We start from the raw sequence: 22,651 nt of genomic DNA on the forward strand, positions 1-22,651 counted from the left end.
CCTTTATCGTATTTTATCCCGATACTGAGCAGGCGTCATTCCTGACGCACGCTTAAAGGCTCTGTGAAATGCTTGAACAGAAGTAAATCCAAGGCAGTACGCTACTTCCTTAATACTATAGCTAGGGTTATTTAAAAAGCGAGCGCCGCTCTGGTAAACAGCCTTTTGTTGAATCTCTGTAAATGACACTCCCTCATCATTTAACCTCCTTTGAATAGTCCTTGGACTCATTTTAATTATTTTTGCAATTTCTGATAAATTAACCTTTGTAACATTATTCATATCGCATATTTCATTATAAATTATTTCTTGCACACTCTGCTCTTGCTTAAAATCTGTTACTTCTACAAGCTTTGAGTACAGTGTTTCATGAAGATGCTGGTGATAGTAAACTGCTTTTATTTTTAGTTGTGGGCTAGCAAAACCAAGTTCCCATAATAAATCACCATCATTTAACAAACAAATATAGCCAAACCTTTTTAATAACTCTAAATTAGTGCTACGTTCTTTTTGTAATAGTTTAAATTGAGTATAATGAATTTTCTGATAAGTCATTGCAGATAATATAAAATCTACAAACGACAGGAAATAAATCGATAAAAACTCAACCGCAAGGCTGTACTCCCCTTTAAAATAAAAACTAAGCTTACAGTCAGGAAAGCCTCTATCAAATTCCAATTCAGCTCCAGGACCAATAATATTACTACAATATTTCATTAAGCACTGAATGCTACTTTCAACATTTCTAGAGTTTAAAGCAAGTAAACCCGCAACACCAAGACTGCTGACGGTTATATTATTGGCAAGCTTTATATGGATATCAGGATCTTTAGTAATTGCGTAAATGAAAAGCAGTGCTTCATCTAATTGAGCTAATGAGATATCACTATTTTCTTCATCACTGCTTAGAATACTCGCCAAACTTTGCTGTTGCACTTCAGCCAAGTTAAAGCAACGCATATATTGTTGAATATGATTAGCAATTTGATTTGATATTAGCACTTTCTAATCTTACTTATCAAAATTTATACACTCAATAGCTTCTATATTACTTCAGTCTTCACTATAGTTATTTTGTTTATTTTTTGATTAAAAACAAACTCAAACATCTGTTTAACCATAATATGTTAGCAGCTACTGAATTCATCATAAGCTGATACTCGCAAAAAATAAATGTTTTCAATATATTAAATAAGCTATCTATACTTGCACAAGTATTCATATAAACCACAAAACCTTTATGAAAACCGGTAAAGACAGGAGCTTAGAGCTTTCACAGCGGCTAAAATCTGCATAATATTTACACAGGCCTGTTGCTATACCCAATGCGTAGGATTTTTGGGTGAGGCCATCAAGTGACGAAGCCTCATTAGCCTATATTAATAGGTGATTGGAGTGAGGAGCGACGATAACAAAACCTAAAAATGATTCGCGATGGGTATATCTAACAAAATATGTTGGCCAGAACTATCACCGAAAAATATAATACAGTTCACACGGCATAAGTAACAATGATTTTACATGATGCAAAAACCCCCTTATTATCAAAGAACAGCCAGGAGTTTCTATATTCATGGAGGTTAACAGTATAGCCAAAGCGAGTAATTTACTATTATGCATGTCGCTGCTTCTTATCTTGAATCTTTATTTTTAACCCTTGAAGATTATGGCATTAATAGGGAGTTTTTTTTTAAAGAAATTGGTATTTCAAAGCCCACCAACTTTGGCCACATTTGTGGTTATGACGGAGAGCAGTTTGAACGCATTATTCTTGGTTCTATTGCAATCACAGGAGACACAAGCTTTCACCTAAATATAATGAAAAATCACTCGTGTTGTAGTTGTGATATTGTAGGTTTAATGGCTCTATCTGCACCTACATTAGGCAAGGCTATCCAAGTATTTATTCAATATTATAATGAGTTTATGGATATTTATGCACCACCTGAATTAATCATCCGCTCAAATACTTGTGAACTCATATCTCCTAAACTGATCGACCATGTAAATATAATTAATATTGCAGATGAATTAAGAGTAAGCTCTTGGGTATATGCCATTAAGATGTTTATTGGATCACATCCAACAATCAATGAAATCTGGTTTACTCACCCTGCGCCTATCAACTATACCCAATATGAAGGTCTATTCGAGTGCCCTGTTTACTTTGATATGAACCAAACTAAATTACTATTTCCTTCTGCATTATTAAGCTATCAAAACTCTAACTATAATGAAGATCTGTTCTTGCTGTTACTTGAAGAAGTGCATAAACAAAAAGTGGTAAGAAAGAAGACGACACCACTATCCGTATATCTGTACGACTTATTCTTAAAAAAACCCAAATTTATCCGAACGCCTGTAAAACAGGTGGCCAACCAATTAAAAATGAGCGAAAGAACATTACAACGAAAATTGCAAGCCGAAGGCAATAGCTATAAAAAAATATCAAGCAAAGCATTTGCTTATCTAGCTAAAAAGTTATTAAAAAATACCAACCTACCTGTGAAAACTATAGCTTTTGATCTTTACTTCAATAGTCAGCAAAATTTTAATCATGCCTTTCGTGCAGTCACGGGCCTCTCTCCCAAGCAATATCGAGAGCTTGAACTGCCTGCTACCAAAGCAAGTGGTACGTCATCATATACTCCTCACAAATGACAATAGTCTATGCAGTCACTCCCGATATATTTTCAAAATTAACCTGTTTAATTAACCATTCCTTAAAAGACTCAATCAGCTGTGGATTCTCATGATCAGGTCGAGACAACAGAAAATAGCCTGCTGTTGTTTCAATTTCTTCTTGAACAGGTTTAACCAAAATTTTATGTTTAAGTGCATCCCTCACCAATGTAGACTGACTTAATGCAACACCTTGTCCACTAATAACAGCCTCTAACACTAAGTAACTATGACTATAACGTGTTTTAGAAGAAACTTTAACATCCATACCAAAAGATTGGAAAAAGAAAGACCACTCTTTTTCAGGAATATCCCAAAGTTGAGCATTTTCAACAATAAGCGGTAATTTTTTCAATTGTTTGAGGGAAAGAGGCGGCTTCAATTCTTTTAATAAGACAGGGCTACATACAGGCATAATGACCTCATTAGTCATTCTTGTCACAAGCAAGCCTGAATAGTCACCATAGCCAATTCGTATACATACATCTACGTCCTCTTTATGTAAATCCACTGACCGTGCTTCAGCAACCACCACTACCTCAACATCTTGATGCCGTTGCTGAAACTCCGACAGCCTAGGCAGTAAACAACGAGAAGCAAATGAAGGAGTACAAGATATAACCAATCTATTATTTACAACAGAAGACAAGTGCTTCAAGGTATGCCTTAGTTCTAATAAGCTGTGCCGGACAGCCTGCGCCAAAAGCTCTCCCTGTTTAGTAAGTATTAATTTTCTTGTTTTTCTGATAAATAAAGGAATATTTAAGTCAGCCTCTAATGCTTTAATTTGATGGCTAACAGCACTTTGAGTCACAAATAGTAACTCAGCAGCTTTAGTAAAGCTTAGCTCATTTGCAGCCACCTCAAAAATGGCAAGACGACTTAACATAGTAGGCGTTAAACGAACTTTATGCATGAGAAATACTAATCCATAACATGATAATTACTCGTTTGCAGAATTTGGCTTTTCATACAAATATTAACATCATTGTTTTTCCAGCTGATATTACCTTTTGTTTTTTAAAGACTAAATAGTTAGCAAATACTTACATCTTATACTCAGGTAATAGCCTTGTTTACTACATTAGATTAACTTGAATTAATAAGGTTTGGCTGAAGACTGTCACTGAACTATCTTCATCTGTTCAATAAACAGCCACTAACCCATGGCAGTATATGCCCTCTCATGGAGCCTGCCTTATGCACGGAGTCATATAATGAACAACTACTACACTCAAAACTCTCAAATAGAATCCGATAGCTTCAGTAGCCTAGCACTTGAAGAGGTCACAACAGGTCAATTAATTAGGAATATTCGTCATGAATTTATTCACTGGTTAAAAAGAAGACAAACACATAAAATGCTATCTCAACTTAGTGATCGACAGTTGAAAGATATTGGTTGGTATCGTGAAGGCGCTAATTTTTTTCCTTTACATCGATTTAACCAACACTAAGACAAAATATGATGCAATATCCATCATATTATTTATGCATTTATTTCCATTTAAGCTCATATTTGCAAGTTAATAAGCTGTGCTAAATTTTCTATCTATTGCTCAAATTAGCAATCAACCATGAGCTTAAACGAGGATCCTGGTCATATCGTTTTCACAAGTAACAGTAATTATTACTAAGCATCAGTCATTACCGCTATAGGATACAGTCTCTACAGGGATAGTAACAGGGGAGTCTTATGAACAAACATGAGCCTAGCCAGCTTAGCTCACAAATAACCGACACAGGGGTTACCCCCCCTGGGACAACCAAAGTAAGTCCATCTCAATTGATTAGTATTATAAAAAGCAAACTACAAGAACACCGTAAAATGAAACGGTGTGAACATGTATTCAATCAGCTTACCGACAAAGAACTAAGGGACTTAGGCTTTTATCGCTATGGGAATCGGTTCTTCCCGCTTGACGACTAAAACACAAATACATCCCAAAATGCATCTTCAACTTAACTATCGCTACTTCCTATTTGCAGTCCAAGTGCAACCAGTCAATTAACAAAAAATTTATATTTGGAGGGGTTGAAAGAATACGTTTCACCCCCATCTATTTATTACAGCTGGTTAATAATAGAGAAAAGATCAGCTTTCCTAACCATTATAATTAACGCTGTCATTAAGTAGTGCAAAGTAATAAATGCACTCAATGTAGTAACCAAATGGCAAGGTCTTTTAAGAGTTGCCAGAAAAACAAAGTATTTTTGCAAATACTTTTATTTAACTGTTGAGTCTGTTTTATCTATTAGCTAACCGGAAGGTTACACAAGGATATAAAGATCAACACTCAACTTCATATTGCTTATTATTCCGAGGATATGATAAATGCGTAACAATCATGACTTTTCACCTTTCTACCGCTCTGCAATTGGTTTTGATCGGCTCTTTTCTTTGTTAGATAATGCCTCTAGAACAGAGCAAAACCAACCGGCTTATCCACCTTACAATATTGAGTTAATTGAAGAGAATAAATATCAAATATCCATGGCTGTGGCCGGATTCAGCCAAGACGAATTACACATTGAAGTCGAGCAAAATACGCTTAGTGTTTCAGGCAAAAAACTGACTGAAACCAATAAGAAAACGTTCCTCTACCAAGGTATTGCAGCTAGAAACTTTGAGAGACGCTTTCAATTAGCTGATCATGTAAAAGTGATTACTGCTCGACTGGAAAATGGGTTATTGCATATCGAACTGGAACGAGAAGTGCCGGAGACGATGAAACCAAGGAAAATTGCTATTGAGTCGACTGAGAGCAAACCTTTTTTAACTGAAGCAAAAGCCTCCTAAAGCCAAACTATTTTTTACCGCAAGCCTGAGTAATTCCATGGCTTGCGGTGTATAGTTATACAAGCTGTTGATACTAGAGCATACACAAAGTCTGTTTAAAAATAACCCAAACTAGCCAATAAACAACCTACAATACTTGACCTAAAAGTCAGACAATCTTCATAGCAAGCAGAAAAGCTTGACTTTTTGACCACATTAACCAGAATATTTCACTGCACGTCAAAACAAGCATTTATTGCTCATTGTTTTCCACCAAATACACACAAGGTGTTGAATAATAGCAACAACCATGAAAAACAAATTCTGGGCCCAACTTCAAGCATGGTTGATGGCTTTAATACTGCCTACCTGCTTTGCTTCTAATAAGTCAGCCATTATCTGGGGCATGAATGACTGGGAGCCTTATTTCATCGTACATGGTGAAGATCAAAGGCTCGGGGTTGGTGACTTACAAATTCAAGCCTTTATCGAGCAAATAAAAAACTTTGACCATAAGGTCATTTTTATGCCACTAACTCAATTTAGCACTAAAGCAAAGTCTGGCCGCCCCTTATGTTTTACTGGTCTGCTCAAAAGTGCCGATAGAGAAAAATATTTATATTTTTCAAAACCTAATTCTATTTTACTTACTCAACAACTGGTTGTATCTAAAAGCCTATACCAGTCACTTGGCTCACCGAAAACCATTAGCTTAACTGAGTTCTTAAACCAAACCAGCCGAATTGGTTTATTACCCCAAAAACGACTATTCGGACAACCAATAGATCAAATATTAAACACATCTTCAACAAATAAAGCCCAGTTTATTTTGGCTAATACCAAGCAGCTACTTGAGATTATTAGTTCTAATCGTTTCGGCTGGACTTTGGAGTACCCCAATTTTGCAAGCTATGTAGCTAATAAGCACAACCATGCAGATAAACTCAAAATGATCCAGCTCACCGAAATTGCTCCTTACTTACTCACTCATGTTGGCTGTAGCCGAAGCCCTTTTGGAAAACAAGCCATAGCAGCAATTAACCAAGCCATTGATAAGTTACTACCACTGGCCCACTATCGGCACATTGCTGAAAGGTGGTATCCACTGCAGCAACGCCGCCAAGTCAGGCGATATTATAATCAATACCTACTTCAACAAAACAATAAGACTGATTAATATTTGTACTGGCTAAATACCCTTAATGCTTTTATAATCGCGCCCTAGTCTAACGAGTTAAAGGCATTTGAAAATGAGCTATAACGACATCGCCCCAGGCAAAGATGTGCCTAATGATATTTACGTTGCCATTGAAATTCCAGCCAACAGCAATGTGCCCGTTAAATATGAGATTGACAAGGATAGTGACCAGGTATTTGTTGATCGTTTTATCGCCACCCCAATGTTCTATCCAGCTAACTACGGCTATATCCCTCAAACACTTGCTGATGATGGCGACCCTCTAGATGTTTTAGTTGTTACTCCCTTTCCTGTAGCCGTTGGCTCTGTTATGCGTTGCCGCCCAGTCGGCGTACTAAACATGAGCGATGAAAGTGGTGAAGATGCAAAGCTAATAGCAGTTCCTCACGATAAACTGACTACGCTTTATAAAGATGTTAAAGAATATACTGACCTTCCTGAATTACTTATTAAGCAAATTGAACATTTTTTTGAAAACTACAAGGATCTTGAAGAAGGTAAGTGGGTAAAAATTGATGGCTGGAAAGGTAGTGAAGCTGCCAAGCAAGCGATTCTTGACTCCGTAAAAGCGTATAAGAAATAACCAAAAAACAGCACTATTATGTTCATAGCCCGCCAGGTAAAATAACCAGGCAGGCTATGAACCTCCTCTTCAGAAGCTCTCCTCTTTTAACAACTCATCATTTTTCACCGCCATAATTTGCCATATTTAAACCAATGAAATGGCAAATTTTTTTGTTAGTATACTGTTCAAACACTATATGGATTGTTAACACTCGTATGCAGCGTCCTAACAGTGTCGTATAGCTCTGTCATGCTTTCATAACAAAGCATATGCCCAGTGTGAGACTATCCACTGAAGCAAAACCGTTTGTCCCATTTGCTTAACAAGGACATATAATGAAAAGTTTCAAATTAAGGTGTATAACTAGCATTTTTCTCAGCTTATACTTGCTTTCTATAAATCAAGTTGTGAAAGCAAGTAATGATAATGTCAGTGTATACAAAACCATTCCGTTTCAAGCTTCCAATATCTCAGCCAAACTATACAATGGTAGCCTCTCGGCAGTTATCACCTTTAGTACACCTCTTGACGCCAAGCAAAATCTCAACCAGTTTGTACGCATTATTGACGAAAAGACGGGACAATCGATAACAGGCAAATGGATTCTTAATAAAACAGGCAATACCCTCTATTTTCCAAATCTATTACCAGAGCATAAGTACCAAGTATTTATTTCATCTGCACTCCCAAATATTATTAATAAAACCTTAGCTAACCCTGTTGATAAAGTAATTACTACACCACCTTTACCGGCCCATGTTACCTTTAAAAGCAATGGTTTCATCTTACCTGCTAGTTTAACTGATGGTTTACCAGTGCTGGCAACTAATACCAATGATGTCATTGTTGATTTTTATCAAGTTAAACCAAATAAGCTAATTGAGTTTCTTAAAAATTATGGCAATCGCAAAAATGTCTATAGCTACCAATTTAATCGCTATCTAAGCAAATATATTGATTTTGTTTATAACGGTCGCTTTAACTTAAACACGAAAGTTAATACACAAACTGTATCCTACCTGCCAATTGGTGATATTCCTGCTTTAAAGAAGCCTGGTGTTTATATGGCAATATTAAAGGCAGCAGGTAGTCAGCTCTACAGTAATCCTAGTGTTTATTTTACAGTGAGTGATATAGCACTGCATGCGCGTCGCTATCAAAAACAACTTGCCATTTATGCTAGCCACATTAGTTCAGCCAAACCCGCCACCCGGATCAGCATTACTATTTTTGATAAAAACAATAAGCCTATCAGACAAATCACTACAGACAATGATGGTATTGCTACCACCTGGATGGATAGTAATGAAGGGGCACTAGCTATTGCTAGTGATAATCAACAATACAGCATTTTGCCTCTATCTCAGGCTGCACTTGACTTAAGCGACTTTGCTACAGGCAAGCAGATCAACCAGCCTCATACATTATTTCTTTATTCACCAAGGGATATTTATAGGCCCGGTGAAACTGTGCAAGTCAGCGGTATTTTAAGAGACCACGATGGTAAAGCCCTACCTCAAATGCCATTATCTGCCAGTTTACAGCGACCTGATGGTCGAATTGTGAGTAACATCAGCTGGCATAGTGAAGCCGTTGGTTACTATAGCTTTTCATTTCCGCTACCTGCAGATGCTCCCACAGGGGATTGGCAGTTTGTTGCTCATACTAATGACAACAACCAACACACTTATAAAATTAAAGTTGAAGAGTTTCTTCCAGAAAAATTAACTTTAGACTTAGGCGGAAACCCTCTTAAACCAACTGTATTATTAGCGTCAGCTAAAGATGAAATTACCTTTACAGCGAATGCACAATATTTATATGGAGCCCCCGCTACAGGTAATAAAATATCAGCAATGGCACAGATACGACCAAACCGTCACCCATTTATCCAATGGCAGGACTATCATTTTGGCCTAGAAAATTATCGCGAATATAACCAGCACATTGACTTAGAAGATGCTGTACTTGATGACCAAGGACTGTATGAAATCAATTTGGTTTCTGAGTGGCAACAAATAAAATCTCCATTAGCTGTTAGGTTTGAGGTAAGTGTCCATGAGTCTGGAGGTCGTCCTCTCACTCGACAACGTCAATTTAATTTATTGCCTACTAAGCAGCTAGTTGGGCTTCGACCACTTTTTGGCAAAAATGGTCCAGATTATGATACCCAAGCAGAGTTTGAAGTCATTAGCGTTGATAACAAAGGCCAACTACAACCCAGCCAAAGCTTAGAAGTCACCTTCTACAAAGAAGAGCGTAATTATCACTGGTATTTTAGTAATGATGATGGCTGGCAAAGTGAATATACAGCTGAGCAAGTCAACTTGCTGAATATGCCAGTCACAACCACTGATAATGGTAAAACAAAGATTTCATTACCTATTGAGTGGGGCCATTATCGTGTCGAAATAAAAAATACTGCTAGTGGTGCTATTAGTCAGTATAACTTTAGAACCTCTTGGCGAAGTGGCGAGACATTAGGTAATCGACCAGACCAAATTAAGATTGAACTTAATAAACCCCATTATCAGGTAGGTGATGAAGTCACTGCCACACTTTATGCACCAATAAAAGGTAAAGGCTTTGTCAGCGTTGAAAGTGACCAGTTGTTATGGAAACAAATGGTTGAGTTTGATCCAGCAGGTACCCAAATAAGGTTCAACTTACCCAAAAATTGGCAACAGCATAATATCTACCTGTCTGCTCTCGCTGTACAACCAGGTAAAGCCGCTAAACAAGGCAACTTTCCTGTAAGGGCTGTTGGGCTTAAGCATCTTCCTCTGGGTCGTACTCAACAAAAACTCAAGGTAACATTACAGAGTCCAACCAAGCAGCTACCCGAGCAAACTCTTAAAGTTAAAGTTAATGTTACTGATAAACAACAGCAACCAGCTAAGCAGGCTTTCGTTACCTTAGCTGCAGTTGATGTAGGTGTATTAAATATCACCAACTTTATTACTCCAGAACCACACAAATACTTTTTTGCCCCAAGGCGTTATGAGGTTGATCAACTGGATATATTCAACCAATTGATGCTAGCAGCCAAGGGAGTGAAAGGCAGTTTACGCTATGGTGGGGATGGCGACTTATTAAAAGGAGGAAAAAAACCAGATACCGTCGTACAAATCGTTTCATTATTTTCTGGATTGGTGCCACTCAATGAACAAGGTGAAGCAGAAATTGCTCTGGATATTCCTGACTTCAATGGCAAGCTTCGTTTAATGGCCGTTGCTTTTAATGAGGAACAATTCGGTTCTACTGAAAAAGAAGTAACTATTGCCGCTCCAGTAGTTACCCAGCTAGGAATGCCACGATTTTTAGCTAATGGAGACCAATCACAACTGGTATTAGACTTACATAACCTGTCAGATGCTCAACAGGATTTAACAGTTAATCTAGCCACGACAGGTGCAATTCAAACTGAAACCACAACAGAATCACAAACTATTCGACTAGCCGACCAGGCAAAAACGCAATTAATTTATGCTGTAAAAGCTAAACGAATGATGGGACAAGGAATTATCAACCTATCAATCAATAATATTAAGCTTGCAGGTCAAGATGAGCCTCTTTCTATTAATCGTGAATGGCGATTAGGTACACGCCCTGCTTATCCAGCGATTGCCAATAAGCAATTTGCTGAAATAGCACCTAACCAACAGGTTTCACTAGCTCCGGACAGCTTTAACTGGCTAGAAGGAACGGCTGTCGGTCGTTTGGCTTTACATAGTATGCCTCCGTTGAATATATCCTCACATATTGATGCGTTAAATGCTTATCCTTATGGCTGTCTTGAGCAAACTACCAGCGGTATTTTTCCACATGCCCTGATTGAGCCAGATGCTTTCCAACAGCTAGGTGTTTCAACTAAAAATGCCGAAAGTAAAATAAAAGCAGTTAATAAAGGCATTAGTCGTATTTTAGGCATGCAAAAATCCAATGGCAGTTTTGGCCTATGGGATAGCCACAGTCATGAGGAATTCTGGCTCACTGCTTATGCAACTGACTTTTTAATGCTGGCGCAAAGCAAAGGCTTTACCGTACCAGCGAATGCTATTCAAAATGCCCAAAACCGGCTACGCCAATATGTTCAAACCCGACATACTTTGACTACTTACTATAATGATAAAAACCAGTGGGATGCTAGCATTAAAGCTTATGCTGGATATGTGTTGGCAAAAGCCAATAAAGCACCATTAGGTAGCCTGAGAAACCTTTATCAAAAAATTGCTGATAAGGATTTTGCTGCGCTTACTTACTCTCATTTAGCAGCCGCTTTTAAATTACATGGAGACCATCAACGTGCTGCCGAGGCTTGGGAAAAAGCTAAAAGCCGTTTACTGAAGGATGATAGATATTATATTAACTATGGCGGTCGCTTAAGGGATTTAGCTTTATCTATTTATCTTGCAAATAGCTTGGAATTTAATGATAAAGCCAATGGTAAACTGGTCAATCTATTACAAACTCTGCTAAGAAATCGCCATTACCTAAGCACTCAAGAGCGTAATGCTTTGGTTATGGCTGGCTACAGTTTGCTTCCACATAAAGATGACTGGCAAGCTACCATCACTATTGCTGGAGAAAAAATTGAGCATCAATCTGATCAAGCTTTTTATTATAAACTTTCAGATGATCAGTTAGCCAAGGCAATCACTATTACCAGCCAAACCGATAAACCGCTATATGCTTCATTTTATTATAGTGGTTATCCAATTGATCCTCCCAAACCGATGAGTAACGGTGGACTTGAGGTAAACCGTAACTTCTACAACCTAGATGGACAATCCATTCAACTTGACCAATTAAAAAGTGGCGATCTGGTAATTACTGAACTGGTGGTTAATAGTGACTACAATTCACGAGATATTTTAGTAGTAGACCTATTAGCAGCAGGACTAGAACTAGAAAACCAAAGCCTTAGTCACAGTATAAAACTTGATCAAATAGAGGTTAATGGTAAAGCCATTGCTAAGTGGCATGAAAATGTTGAGTTTAATCATGTCGAATACCGTGATGATCGTTTTGTTGCTGCAATCAATACTACTGGCTATGCGTACGATAGCTACCATATCTTTTATTTAACCAGAGCAGTTACACCTGGAAAATATGCAGTTCCCCCCTCTTTAATTGAAGATATGTATCTACCTGAAAAAAGAGCAATAGGAAAAACACCTGACAAGCTAGAAATTATTAGTGAGTAACGCTTTTAGCACTCTCTCTTCTTGGAGGGGGTCGCGAAAGGGTGTTGAAACAGAAGTAAAATATGAAACTAAAACTATTAACAAAACTAATAGCAGTTGTCACAATTTTGCTATTACCTGCCTTCTTACTACTCGACTGGCTTTTTCCTCTAACATTGCCACAAGCATCTGACTATACCCAAGTAGTTGTTGCTGAGGATGGTACACCTTTACGTAATTTCCCTAATAAAGTAGGTCAATGGCAATATCCAATTACTATAAATCAGGTTTCAGAAAACTACTTGACTGCTTTAATCGCTTACGAAGATCAGTATTTTTATTCCCATCCTGGAATTAATCCCATTGCATTAGTTCGTGCTTTTTGGCAAAACATAAATAATAGGAAAGTTATTTCTGGTGGTTCTACATTAACCATGCAGGTTGCGAGAATTATTGATCCTCATCAGCGCTCGATACCAGGCAAAATAAAACAAATATTTCGCGCACTGCAATTAGAATGGTACCTAACCAAAAAAGAGATTTTAACCATTTATTTAAATAATGCCCCTTTTGGGGGAACCATTATTGGAATTGAAGCAGCAAGTTATGCTTATTTAGGCAAGTCTAGTCAATTTTTATCCGATGCCGAAGCGGCTTTATTAACCATTTTGCCTCAAGCACCTAGTCGCCTTAGACCCGATCGCCACCCAGAACGGGCAGAACAAGCCAGAAATAAAGTCTTAAATCGCCTTGAACAGTTTTCATTATGGACTCAAGAACGAGTTAAATCAGCCAAACTAGAACCTGTTTATGCCAATAAACTAGCCCATCATTTAAATGCCCCCTTATTAGCCAGAAGGTTAGCTCAACCAAAACATAGTAAAATACAAACCATGGTTGACTGGCAGTTACAAGTTACTGCTGAAACCGTAGTTAAAGATTATGTAAGTCAACTTCCCAAAAAAACATCAGCTGCCGTTCTAGTTGTAGATAATGAAACCATGGCAACCAAAGCCTATATCGGCTCTGCTGATTTTTCAGACACCCAACGATTAGGCCATGTCGATATGATTTCCGCGATTCGTTCCCCTGGCTCAACGTTAAAACCTTTTGCTTATGCTATGGCATTGGATGAAGGGTTAATTCATTCCGCGTCTTTACTTACCGATGCACCTCGACTAAATAAGCACTACCGGCCAGAAAACTTCAGCCAAGGGTTTCATGGCCCCGTATCAGCTACTGATGCTTTAAAGCGCTCATTAAATATTCCAGCAGTACAATTATTAGAGCACTTATCACCAAAAAATTTTGCAGCCCAATTGCAAAATGCTGGTCTTGGTTTGCATCTCCCTAATCAAAGTAAGGCCAACCTAGCGATTATACTCGGAGGTGTTGGTATCAAGCTTGAAGAGTTAGTAGGTAGTTATCGTGCTTTGGCAATGAATGGCCTGGCTGCTACACCCCGCCTAACCGCAGATCAACCACTACAACAACGTTATTTAATGAGCCCAGGAGCAGCTTGGATTGTAAGGCAAATGTTAACTGATCAAAATTACCACTCACATCAGACTAATTATTTACCCTTAGTTTGGAAAACAGGCACTAGTTATGGATTTCGTGACGCATGGGCAGTTGGCGTTAGTGATCATTATACCATTGGTGTTTGGTTAGGCCGACCAGATGGAAGTCCAATGCCAGGCCATCATGGCAGAATCACAGCCGTGCCATTATTAAAGCAAATATATCAGCTACTTCCTTATAAAAAGCCTTATATAAAACGCCCTATAAATGTCAGCGAAGCCTCTATTTGTTGGCCACTAGGTACTTCAAAAGATCTGAAAAAAAATCAACAATATTGCTACCAAACTAAACAGGCCTTTGTATTAGATAAACAAGTACCACCTACATTAACCAACCCAGACATTATTCAAAACCCTTTAAAACTAAATGTGCCTATTAACCCCAACACTGGCAAACGAGTTAGCATTAATTGCACCAGCATCAATTATAAGCTTCAACAAATTGTGTTATGGCCTAGAGAGTTAGACCCATGGTTACCTAGAAAATGGCAACGACACCGTTTAATTCCTGCTACTGATCCAGACTGCAAAAATGTACAGCCCATCCTAGCTAATGGTGTACAAATTAATAGCATTAAAGATAAGACGCTAATTCCTGCAGCTAAAGCTAAACAAATTGCTATTAACTTGTCAGCTAATGGCGGAATTGGCAAACACCTGTGGTTTATCAACGGTCAGCTAATTGCAAAAACCACTCCCAAACAGGCTTTTCAATATGAGTTTACCAAAGCAGGTAAATACCAGGTTAGTGTAGTAGATAGCCTTGGTACCACTGATATGGTAGCGATAAAAGTCAACTTATGATCAGATACAAGGAATTTTCCTTGTATCTGATATTGTTAGGAGAAAACTTAATCAAGGTTAAAACACTTCAGATCTTCTGCTAGCTCAACCGGCCCTGAATAGCTTGCCTTAATTATTTTTATATTTTCATCCAAGGTATCTAAGCTTCTTTTCATAAAGTGAGATAGTACTAGTGCCACACCCTATCAATAGTAGCACAAACAAATAACTGAAAAAATTTAACTAAACTCCTTTTATTCATTTTATTTCCCTAATATTTTTCTTTATTATTTATTTTCATATTTAAACATACTTCCCTGCCGCATAACCTGAAGCCCATGCCCATTGGAAGTTAAAGCCGCCTAAATGCCCTGTTACATCCAACACTTCACCAATAAAATATAAGCCTGCTACCAGTTTACTTTCCATAGTTTTTGAAGATATATCATTAGTATCTACCCCTCCTAAGGTCACTTCTGCAGTGCGATATCCCTCCGTACCTCCTGGTATGAAGTGCCAGTGATTTAACTGGTTTGCAATCAAACTCATTTCATTACTATTCAGTTCAGCTAATTTCTTATTAGTGAAATAGCGTTCCATTAACTTATCAGTAAGCCGTTTAGGTAACCATTGATTTAAAACTGTTTTCAACTGAATCTTACCATCAGTTTGCTGATGCCTTTTTAACTCTACTAGTACATCAACACTCGGACATAAATTAATTTTCACAGACTCTCCCGGCTGCCAATAATTACTAACCTGTAAAATAGCTGGACCACTGATACCTCGATGGGTAAATAACAATTGATTAGTAAATTGTTTGCCAGATTTAGCGGTAACAGTAATAGGCAAGGAAATACCTGATAGCTCAGAAAACCAAGGTTTATCTTCATTATTCCACGTAAATGGAACCAATGAAGCTCGATAGGTATGCACTTTATGGCCAAACTGCTCTGCTAGCTGAAAGCCAAACCCTGTTGCCCCCAGGGTAGGTATTGAAGGCCCTCCTGTGGCAATAACGAGTGACTGACACTGTATCACTTCAGTACTAATGACGTTTTTCTTTTTATCTATTTTTTCAAGCCCTAATTTGAAGCCTATAGTCTGTTTTTCTACCGATTTTAACTGTGTTAGCACTTCAACTGTAGCATTCACTTTTGTTATGTCGGCCAGTAACATATCAAGAATGTCTTTACTGCTATTGTCACAAAATAGCTGGCCTTCTTCTTTTTCATGCCAAGGTATCTGATATTGATCGACCTGAGCAATAAAAGCCCATTGATCATACCCTTTCAATGCCGATTTACAAAAATGGGGATTACTGGACAAAAAGCAATCAGGTTCAACATAGAGGTTGGTGAAATTACAACGCCCCCCACCAGACATTAAAATTTTCTTACCAGGCTTGTTGGCATGGTCAATTACCAGTACGGACTTACCTCTGGCTCCAGCCTGAGCCGCACATATCAAGCCCGCAGCACCTGCACCAATTATTACAATATCTTTTGAACGCATTTGGATAACTTCGTTTTTAGCCTATTATCTACCCAATCATAAGAGGATATAACTTCTTTACATCATATCCACTATTTTCACGAAAGCCAGCCTACCAGAGGAAGGAACCTTAAATAACTTGATCTGCTTTCTTAACTATCTTTTTAGCTAGATCTTTATGGTCTCCAGATTTAGCTAAAATAAATAAGCTACAAGGTACTTCTATATCTCGCTCAATTTTTTCTACTAATTTTTCGTACGAAAAATTCCAACCTTTAAACTGAATAACAAGAATAAGTACAGGCACTTCAGGATAGTGATTAACCTGCTTTTGAGCCAGCCAAGCTTTTTTAATGTTAGAGCAGTTATCTAACTGCTCTAACAACTGGGATTTCAAATCCTTATCAACTGATGCTGGAGTAATCGAGTCACTTGGATGCAAATAAGATCGCTCCTGATAGCTGTTTTCATCATACTGCATTTGCTGTTCCGCTTGTTCTCTCCACCATTCGGCTTCCTTTAAACGTTCCTGCCGACTTAAAAAAGCGTAAGCATATTTACAAGCATCAATGACCAATCGACGATTTTCTAATGACTTTTTAAAATGCTCCAGACAACTTTCATTCTCTTTAGTGAATAGCATTCGGCCAAGTACAAAAGCTACATCAGGATCTTCAGGGCAACGTTGTTGATAAGCTTGAAACAATGAATAAGCAACTTGTTCATCAGCAAACTCTTCAGTTAAACAAGCCTTTTGCCATAACGCTTCATTTGATAGCAACTCAGTTGCTTGTTGTTCCAACTCAACAAGTTTTACCTTGCTTTCAGCTACATATTGATAACGTTGCTGCCAATTATTTTGTTGGTGCTGCAACCAATCCTTATCAAACTCATTAATTACTCGTTTAAACTGATTACCAAACCATACTTCTGCTGCCGTTTTATTAATAGGTGCTGGTACTGTAGGTTCCGTTTTTAACGACTTGATCCGATCACTTAATGACGGATGAGTGTCATCATAAGAAGTGGTTACTGCTAAAGCTTCGTCTAGTTTTTTCTGTAACTCTTCTGGGTGCTGCTGATGCTCCTGAACAAACTGTTTTAGCCCTATCCAGGGTAAATGATCAGGCTCAGGCATAATGTCAGCTTTTTTAAAGTAATTTTGCCAGTAATGCTCTTCAACATACGGCCCTGTTACAAAAGTATTAATCAAAGCAGAGCTGGTAATTTGAGGTGTTGTCAATTGTGCAGCTATTTGGTCAGCTTCATATTCATTGGCACGAGCTAAGGCAAATGAATAAGCTGCAAAACGCGGAGCATACCAATTAAAAAACCTCCCCATCAACTTAGCCCCCCATGAATCCTGGTGTTGAAAGGCATACATGATCTGATACCAACTACTCCTAACTCGATACACCCAGCCATGAAAACGGCTGTGATTTCCCGATAAATGACCAAGTTCATGGGCAACAACAGCTTTTGCCTGCTTAGGGGATAATGTAAGCAATAACTCCATACCTAGTATCAAAGTATTCCGTTGCCAGCCAAACACACCAAGCAAAGGTGTTTGACAAATAGCCGCATTAAGCTCGGGTGTTAAAATTACCCGATGAATTTTTGGTGCCTTCAGTTGTTTTTGTAGTGAATCCAACTCCTTGAAAAGCATAGGAAACTGCCTACGAGATAATTCATAACCTGTCGGAGGTGATATCCGAACCCACAGAGCCTTTAACAATATCCAAATAGTAGGAATTAACACCAGGAAAAGCTTTTTCTTAAACAAAAGAAGTAGTAAAGCGGAGCTAAAAAATGCCATGGCAACCAAACCGCCAACTACACCGCATAAGATTAAAAGCACCGCAAAAATAGCTCCATAACCCAGTAGAGCATATAGAAACAGTTTTGTTTTGTACCAAGAGATATTACTTGCAGCCAAAGCTTCTGCTTTCGCGGCAGTACGTTCAAAATCGTGATCCACATGCTTACTACTCATAACATCACCAGGCTGGTATTAACAAAGTTGCTAAGGATATACTAAATTGATGTGACAAAAAATAGTCACCCTCTTTTGTTCGCTACAACTATTTTTACAAGCCGGTTTTTACAGCTACTATGTAGTATTAAACAAGGATCTATAGGCTAGGAAATAATTATGAAAATCCGTAACTTACTTGAACTATGGGGTAGCCCAGACAAGGAACAACGCACTCGCAAGTTTTATGAGATTCGCCTGACCCAGCACGATGCCGCCAAAATTGCCGCTATTGCAGACTTGTACAAAGGTCGTTCAGAGCAACAAATAATCACTGACTTGTTAACTGCTGCATTAGACGAATTGGAAGAAGCTTTTCCTTATCAACCTGGCTCAAAAGTGGTTGCTCACGATGAAGATGGTAACCCAATTTATGAGGATGTTGGTTTAACTCCCCAATTTATATCACTGACAAAACAGCATCTAGCAAGCATGCAATCAGAATAAGTATTCAGCTCGGGTAGCAAAATAACTAAGACTTAACAACAAATACTGCCGTGCAGCCTTCTACCTGTAAGTCAACATGACTAAAATTAGAGGATAAACAGTCTCTTAGCTCTTCCAGGCTATCATGTTTATTGTTAAATACCCCTAATTTATTCATGATAGCCAGTACCAATTTTGCAAAAAGCCCTTTCGGCACACCTTGGAACAGTACTGTTGTACCGAATAAAGCACCATTTTCATTCAATAATGATTTCAAATGTTTGAAAACGATTCCTTTTTCTTTAAAACCTCCAGGCACACAGTGCATAACATAATTAATGCTAATAGAGTCGAAAGGCTCTATTGGATTAGTTATTGGTTCAAGCAGATTCTGTTGGTAAATTTCTGGCTGATAACGGGCCACTTTTTTTGCTGTTTTTTGCAAACAGCTCTGACTTAAATCCATCAAGCCCAAGCGCACATCTCCTGACTGAAACTTCACTCTATTTAATAAGAAACCTGTTCCTACTCCTACTTCAAGATGATTATTGCTAATATAGTTTCTATAGTGTTCATCCAGCCGTATTGTTGAGCAACCCCAAGCATACTTAGAAATAATGCCATAGAGTATCCAGTCATAAAAAAATAAACTTAGCTTATTAAAATACTTTTGGGACTTTTCTACTTGATGGCTTAAGTCCTCTTTTCCCATGCTAGAAGTCATTCTAATTCTCTATAATTTATTCCGGCATTGTATTGCAATAAGCTCACTTTCCTCAAGCAGCTAGATACTCTTCTATATAATCAGCTAAATGATCATGTAGTTCATCTTCAAAAGCATTTAATTCTTTAGAAAACATCTGTAAGTATTTATTTGCCATTGCTGGTGTAATTTTACGATTGTCAATTTGAAATTCAAATTCAGACAAATCTTTGTCATATCGAGGAATAAATGACCAATTAACAAAGTGGTAGTCTAAAGCCGACTCTTTTGCATAAATAAATTTACAAAACTCTTCAATATGACTCATACCTTCTGGTCCAAGACAACCTGGCTCTACTCTGACGATAACGGTTAGCTTTCTATTTTCTGAAACTGAACTAGCCATGGCTTATTATATCTGACGATTACAGCAAAACTTCTTTTACAGCTTAGTTTATGTTGTTACAAACTTCATAACAAAACCACCATATGAACAATCATTCTCGATAGCTATATTAAAATATTTTTAAATAACAAGGGAAGTTATTATCTAATTTGTGAATTAGTAGTTAACTTAATACAACTAAATATTATTCGCTAATTTCTCCTTGCTTGTCCTGATTAGAGATATTCATGATGCCGTTTATGAAGGTATATAGGTTTGTTGAAAGCTAGCTATCAACTTTACTCTCATGTCAAAATAGAAGAAAAGTAACTGGTATAGCTTAGAAATGGCAGACATCCTTGATGGTTTTTTAATCACTAGACAGTGGAGTGACATTACCGACACCACAGGTAATACACACTTACAATTAAGCTTTTGGCTGACTACCTGTCAAGGACCTGTTCTACTACGCTATATCAACCAGCCAGCCGTTTTCTTTATTGAGTCAAACTACATAGAACAGGCTAGATATATCTTATCTAGCCACATTCCAAAAAACAGCTGGAATGACAAACCCATTACCCTAAAAACCTTCCAAGGGAATGCCATACATGCTGTTTATTTTAATCAGCAACGATTTTTATACGATGCTAGAAGGCTCTTGAAAGAACAGGGTATTGTACCACTAGAAGCAGATATTCAACCTACCGATCGCTTTTTAATGGAGCGTTTTATTACTGGTGCTTTCTCAATAAGTGGGACTTTTTTACAAAAAAATGGATTCCTTGAAACAATCAACCCCAAAGTAAAACCCAGTCGTTATCAGCCAAGCTATACCATTTTATCACTGGATATTGAAACAGCAATCACTGGCAATCAGCTTTATTCAATTGGCCTAATATCTACCTGTAGTCCTACACCACAACAAACACAACAGTATGTGTTTATGCTTGGCAACAATGATTGCCATACAACAAAGCCAGATTACCTTTACTTTTGTCATGATGAAGCAGCGTTAATGACTCAGTTCATCAGTACTGTGCAAACGATAGACCCGGATATTATTATTGGCTGGAATGTCATTAATTTTGACTTTCGCTTTCTACAGCGGGTTGCAGATCGATTACATATCCCCCTAAAACTAGGTAGAAACAATACGCTTCTCGACTGGCGTCAGTCACGCACTAATAGCGAGCACTATATACTTACTCTACCTGGTCGACTCGTATTAGATGGCATTGATACCCTTAAATCAGCTACTTATAGTTTTGAAAGTTTTTCCTTAGAGAAGGTTGCTAATGAAGTATTACAACGAGGAAAGCTTATTCAGTCAGAAGATAATCGTGGTAAGGAAATTACTCAATTATTTGAGCAGGATAAGGAAGCTCTTGCCGCCTATAACCTAGAAGATTGCCAGTTAGTATGGGATATATTTCAAGCAACTGAGCTGATTGAATTTGCCATTGAGCGAGCCCAGTTAACCGGCTTGGCAATGGATCGTTTTGGCGGCTCAGTTGCCGCTTTTGACAACCGTTATTTGCCCCGCTTACATCGTGCTGGCTATATTGCCCCTAATATCCCTGATAATCCTCAAGGGGTTGGTAGCCCTGGAGGCTATGTTATGGACTCTTTCCCTGGCATTTACAACCATGTACTAGTGCTAGACTTTAAAAGTCTGTATCCCAGCATTATTCGCACTTTCAAAATCGACCCACTCGGACTAATTAAAGGTATTGAAAGCTGCCAGACTACACCAAAAGCAGATAAAACAGAAACATCAATAGAAAATAAAGAAACATTTGTTCCTGGCTTTAATGGCGCTGTTTTTTCTAAACAGGAAAATATTTTACCTGATATTATTGGTGAGCTTTGGGCGGCAAGAGACGAAGCAAAATTGCACAATCATACCGCTATGTCCCAAGCTATTAAAATACTAATGAATTCCTTTTATGGTGTTTTAGGCACACCAGGTTGTCGCTTTTTCGACTACCGTTTGCCAAGCTCAATTACCTTACGTGGGCATTTCATTTTATACGAGACGAAAGCCTTAATAGAACAAAAGGGCTATCAAGTCATTTATGGTGATACAGATTCTGTATTTGTATCTTTAAAAGGCTATCATCCTAATATTGCACCAGACACCATCAAAGATATTGGTAAACAACTAGCCAAAGCGCTTAATCAGTGGTGGGCCAACTATCTCTACCAGGAATATAAAATAGAAAGTTATTTAGAAATTCAGTTTGAAACACACTTCAAGCGTTTTATTATGCCAACCATTCGAGGCTCTGAAAAGGGTAGCAAAAAACGCTACGCCGGACTGGCTATCAATAAGAACAATGAGTCTGAGCTCATTTTTAAAGGTTTAGAAACCGTTAGAACAGACTGGACACCATTAGCAAGAAAGTTTCAACGGGAGCTCTATCGGCGTATATTTCATAATGAACCTTATCAAGACTATATACGTTCACTAATAGCCGATATTTATGCTGGAGATAATGACCAGCTACTTATCTACAGAAAACGTATTCGTCGACGCTTAGTAGATTATCAAAAAAATATTCCACCTCATGTACAAGCCGCCAAACTAGCAGAGTTGAGAAGACAGCAAGCAAATAAGCCACCAAAATATCACCGAGGTGGCTGGATAGAGTATTGCTTAACTACCAGTGGGCCAGAACCAGTCGAGTATTTACAATCTCCACTGGACTATGACCTTTATATCGAACGGCAAATCATGCCGATTGCTGATAGTATTCTGCATTTTTTAGATACTTCGTTTAGTGAAATTATTGATAAGCAGATTGGGTTGTTTGATTAGCCCTCTGTTTATCTTAT

The 22,651-nt window shown here is 38.0% G+C and carries 16 protein-coding genes; 10 read left to right on the forward strand and 6 right to left on the reverse strand.

Annotation, left to right across the window (positions count from 1 at the left end):
- Positions 1–3 precede the first annotated feature (3 nt).
- A complete protein-coding gene (locus tag OQE68_RS30780; RefSeq protein ID WP_180571583.1) occupies positions 4–1,002 on the reverse strand; it encodes an AraC family transcriptional regulator in 999 nt (332 codons plus the stop codon).
- Positions 1,003–1,614: 612 nt separating this feature from the next.
- Between OQE68_RS30780 and OQE68_RS07510 the strand changes: the two genes are divergently transcribed.
- Complete coding sequence (locus OQE68_RS07510; RefSeq protein ID WP_180568576.1) at positions 1,615–2,661, forward strand: AraC family transcriptional regulator; 1,047 nt, start codon at positions 1,615–1,617, stop codon at positions 2,659–2,661.
- Between the two features lie 7 nt (positions 2,662–2,668).
- Here the strand turns inward: OQE68_RS07510 and OQE68_RS07515 are convergent, their stop codons facing one another.
- The gene (locus OQE68_RS07515) at positions 2,669–3,598 is read right to left on the reverse strand and encodes a LysR substrate-binding domain-containing protein (RefSeq protein ID WP_180568577.1); all 930 of its coding nucleotides are present in this window, start codon (positions 3,596–3,598) and stop codon (positions 2,669–2,671) included.
- Between the two features lie 301 nt (positions 3,599–3,899).
- Between OQE68_RS07515 and OQE68_RS07520 the strand changes: the two genes are divergently transcribed.
- From OQE68_RS07520 to pbpC, 7 genes are all read left to right on the forward strand, one after another.
- On the forward strand, positions 3,900–4,139 hold the full coding sequence (locus OQE68_RS07520; RefSeq protein ID WP_180568578.1) for a DUF1127 domain-containing protein: 240 nt from the start codon (positions 3,900–3,902) through the stop codon (positions 4,137–4,139).
- Between the two features lie 239 nt (positions 4,140–4,378).
- Positions 4,379–4,612: a hypothetical protein gene (locus tag OQE68_RS07525; protein ID WP_180568579.1), complete on the forward strand. Its 234-nt coding sequence runs from the start codon at positions 4,379–4,381 to the stop codon at positions 4,610–4,612.
- Between the two features lie 405 nt (positions 4,613–5,017).
- Positions 5,018–5,482, forward strand: coding sequence for an Hsp20 family protein (locus OQE68_RS07530; RefSeq protein WP_180568580.1), 465 nt, complete (start codon positions 5,018–5,020; stop codon positions 5,480–5,482).
- Between the two features lie 289 nt (positions 5,483–5,771).
- Positions 5,772–6,638: a TIGR02285 family protein gene (locus tag OQE68_RS07535; RefSeq protein ID WP_180568581.1), complete on the forward strand. Its 867-nt coding sequence runs from the start codon at positions 5,772–5,774 to the stop codon at positions 6,636–6,638.
- A gap of 73 nt (positions 6,639–6,711) precedes the next feature.
- Positions 6,712–7,242, forward strand: a complete 531-nt coding sequence (gene ppa / locus OQE68_RS07540) for an inorganic diphosphatase (protein ID WP_180568582.1) — start codon at positions 6,712–6,714, stop codon at positions 7,240–7,242.
- Positions 7,243–7,559: 317 nt separating this feature from the next.
- Positions 7,560–12,431 (forward strand): alpha-2-macroglobulin family protein, encoded by a 4,872-nt coding sequence (locus tag OQE68_RS07545; protein ID WP_255490862.1) that lies wholly within the window; start codon positions 7,560–7,562, stop codon positions 12,429–12,431.
- Between the two features lie 62 nt (positions 12,432–12,493).
- Positions 12,494–14,794 (forward strand): penicillin-binding protein 1C, encoded by a 2,301-nt coding sequence (gene pbpC / locus OQE68_RS07550; RefSeq protein ID WP_180568584.1) that lies wholly within the window; start codon positions 12,494–12,496, stop codon positions 14,792–14,794.
- A 282-nt stretch (positions 14,795–15,076) separates the two neighbouring features.
- Here the strand turns inward: pbpC and OQE68_RS07555 are convergent, their stop codons facing one another.
- Complete coding sequence (locus tag OQE68_RS07555) at positions 15,077–16,288, reverse strand: BaiN/RdsA family NAD(P)/FAD-dependent oxidoreductase (RefSeq protein WP_180568585.1); 1,212 nt, start codon at positions 16,286–16,288, stop codon at positions 15,077–15,079.
- A 109-nt stretch (positions 16,289–16,397) separates the two neighbouring features.
- On the reverse strand, positions 16,398–18,260 hold the full coding sequence (locus tag OQE68_RS07560; RefSeq protein ID WP_180568586.1) for a M48 family metallopeptidase: 1,863 nt from the start codon (positions 18,258–18,260) through the stop codon (positions 16,398–16,400).
- Positions 18,261–18,419: 159 nt separating this feature from the next.
- Here OQE68_RS07560 and OQE68_RS07565 point away from each other — a divergent pair, with 159 nt between their 5' ends.
- Positions 18,420–18,746, forward strand: a complete 327-nt coding sequence (locus OQE68_RS07565; RefSeq protein ID WP_180568587.1) for a type 1 pili tip component — start codon at positions 18,420–18,422, stop codon at positions 18,744–18,746.
- A gap of 25 nt (positions 18,747–18,771) precedes the next feature.
- Here OQE68_RS07565 and OQE68_RS07570 read toward each other — a convergent pair whose 3' ends face one another.
- Both OQE68_RS07570 and OQE68_RS07575 read right to left on the reverse strand, forming a co-directional pair.
- On the reverse strand, positions 18,772–19,449 hold the full coding sequence (locus tag OQE68_RS07570; protein WP_180568588.1) for a class I SAM-dependent methyltransferase: 678 nt from the start codon (positions 19,447–19,449) through the stop codon (positions 18,772–18,774).
- A gap of 52 nt (positions 19,450–19,501) precedes the next feature.
- Positions 19,502–19,834, reverse strand: coding sequence for a hypothetical protein (locus OQE68_RS07575; protein ID WP_180568589.1), 333 nt, complete (start codon positions 19,832–19,834; stop codon positions 19,502–19,504).
- A 325-nt stretch (positions 19,835–20,159) separates the two neighbouring features.
- Between OQE68_RS07575 and OQE68_RS07580 the strand changes: the two genes are divergently transcribed.
- Complete coding sequence (locus OQE68_RS07580) at positions 20,160–22,634, forward strand: DNA polymerase II (RefSeq protein ID WP_180568590.1); 2,475 nt, start codon at positions 20,160–20,162, stop codon at positions 22,632–22,634.
- The last annotated feature ends 17 nt before the right edge of the window (positions 22,635–22,651 follow it).

It is taken from the genome of Spartinivicinus marinus (assembly GCF_026309355.1).
Taxonomy (GTDB): Bacteria; Pseudomonadota; Gammaproteobacteria; order Pseudomonadales; family Zooshikellaceae; genus Spartinivicinus; species Spartinivicinus marinus.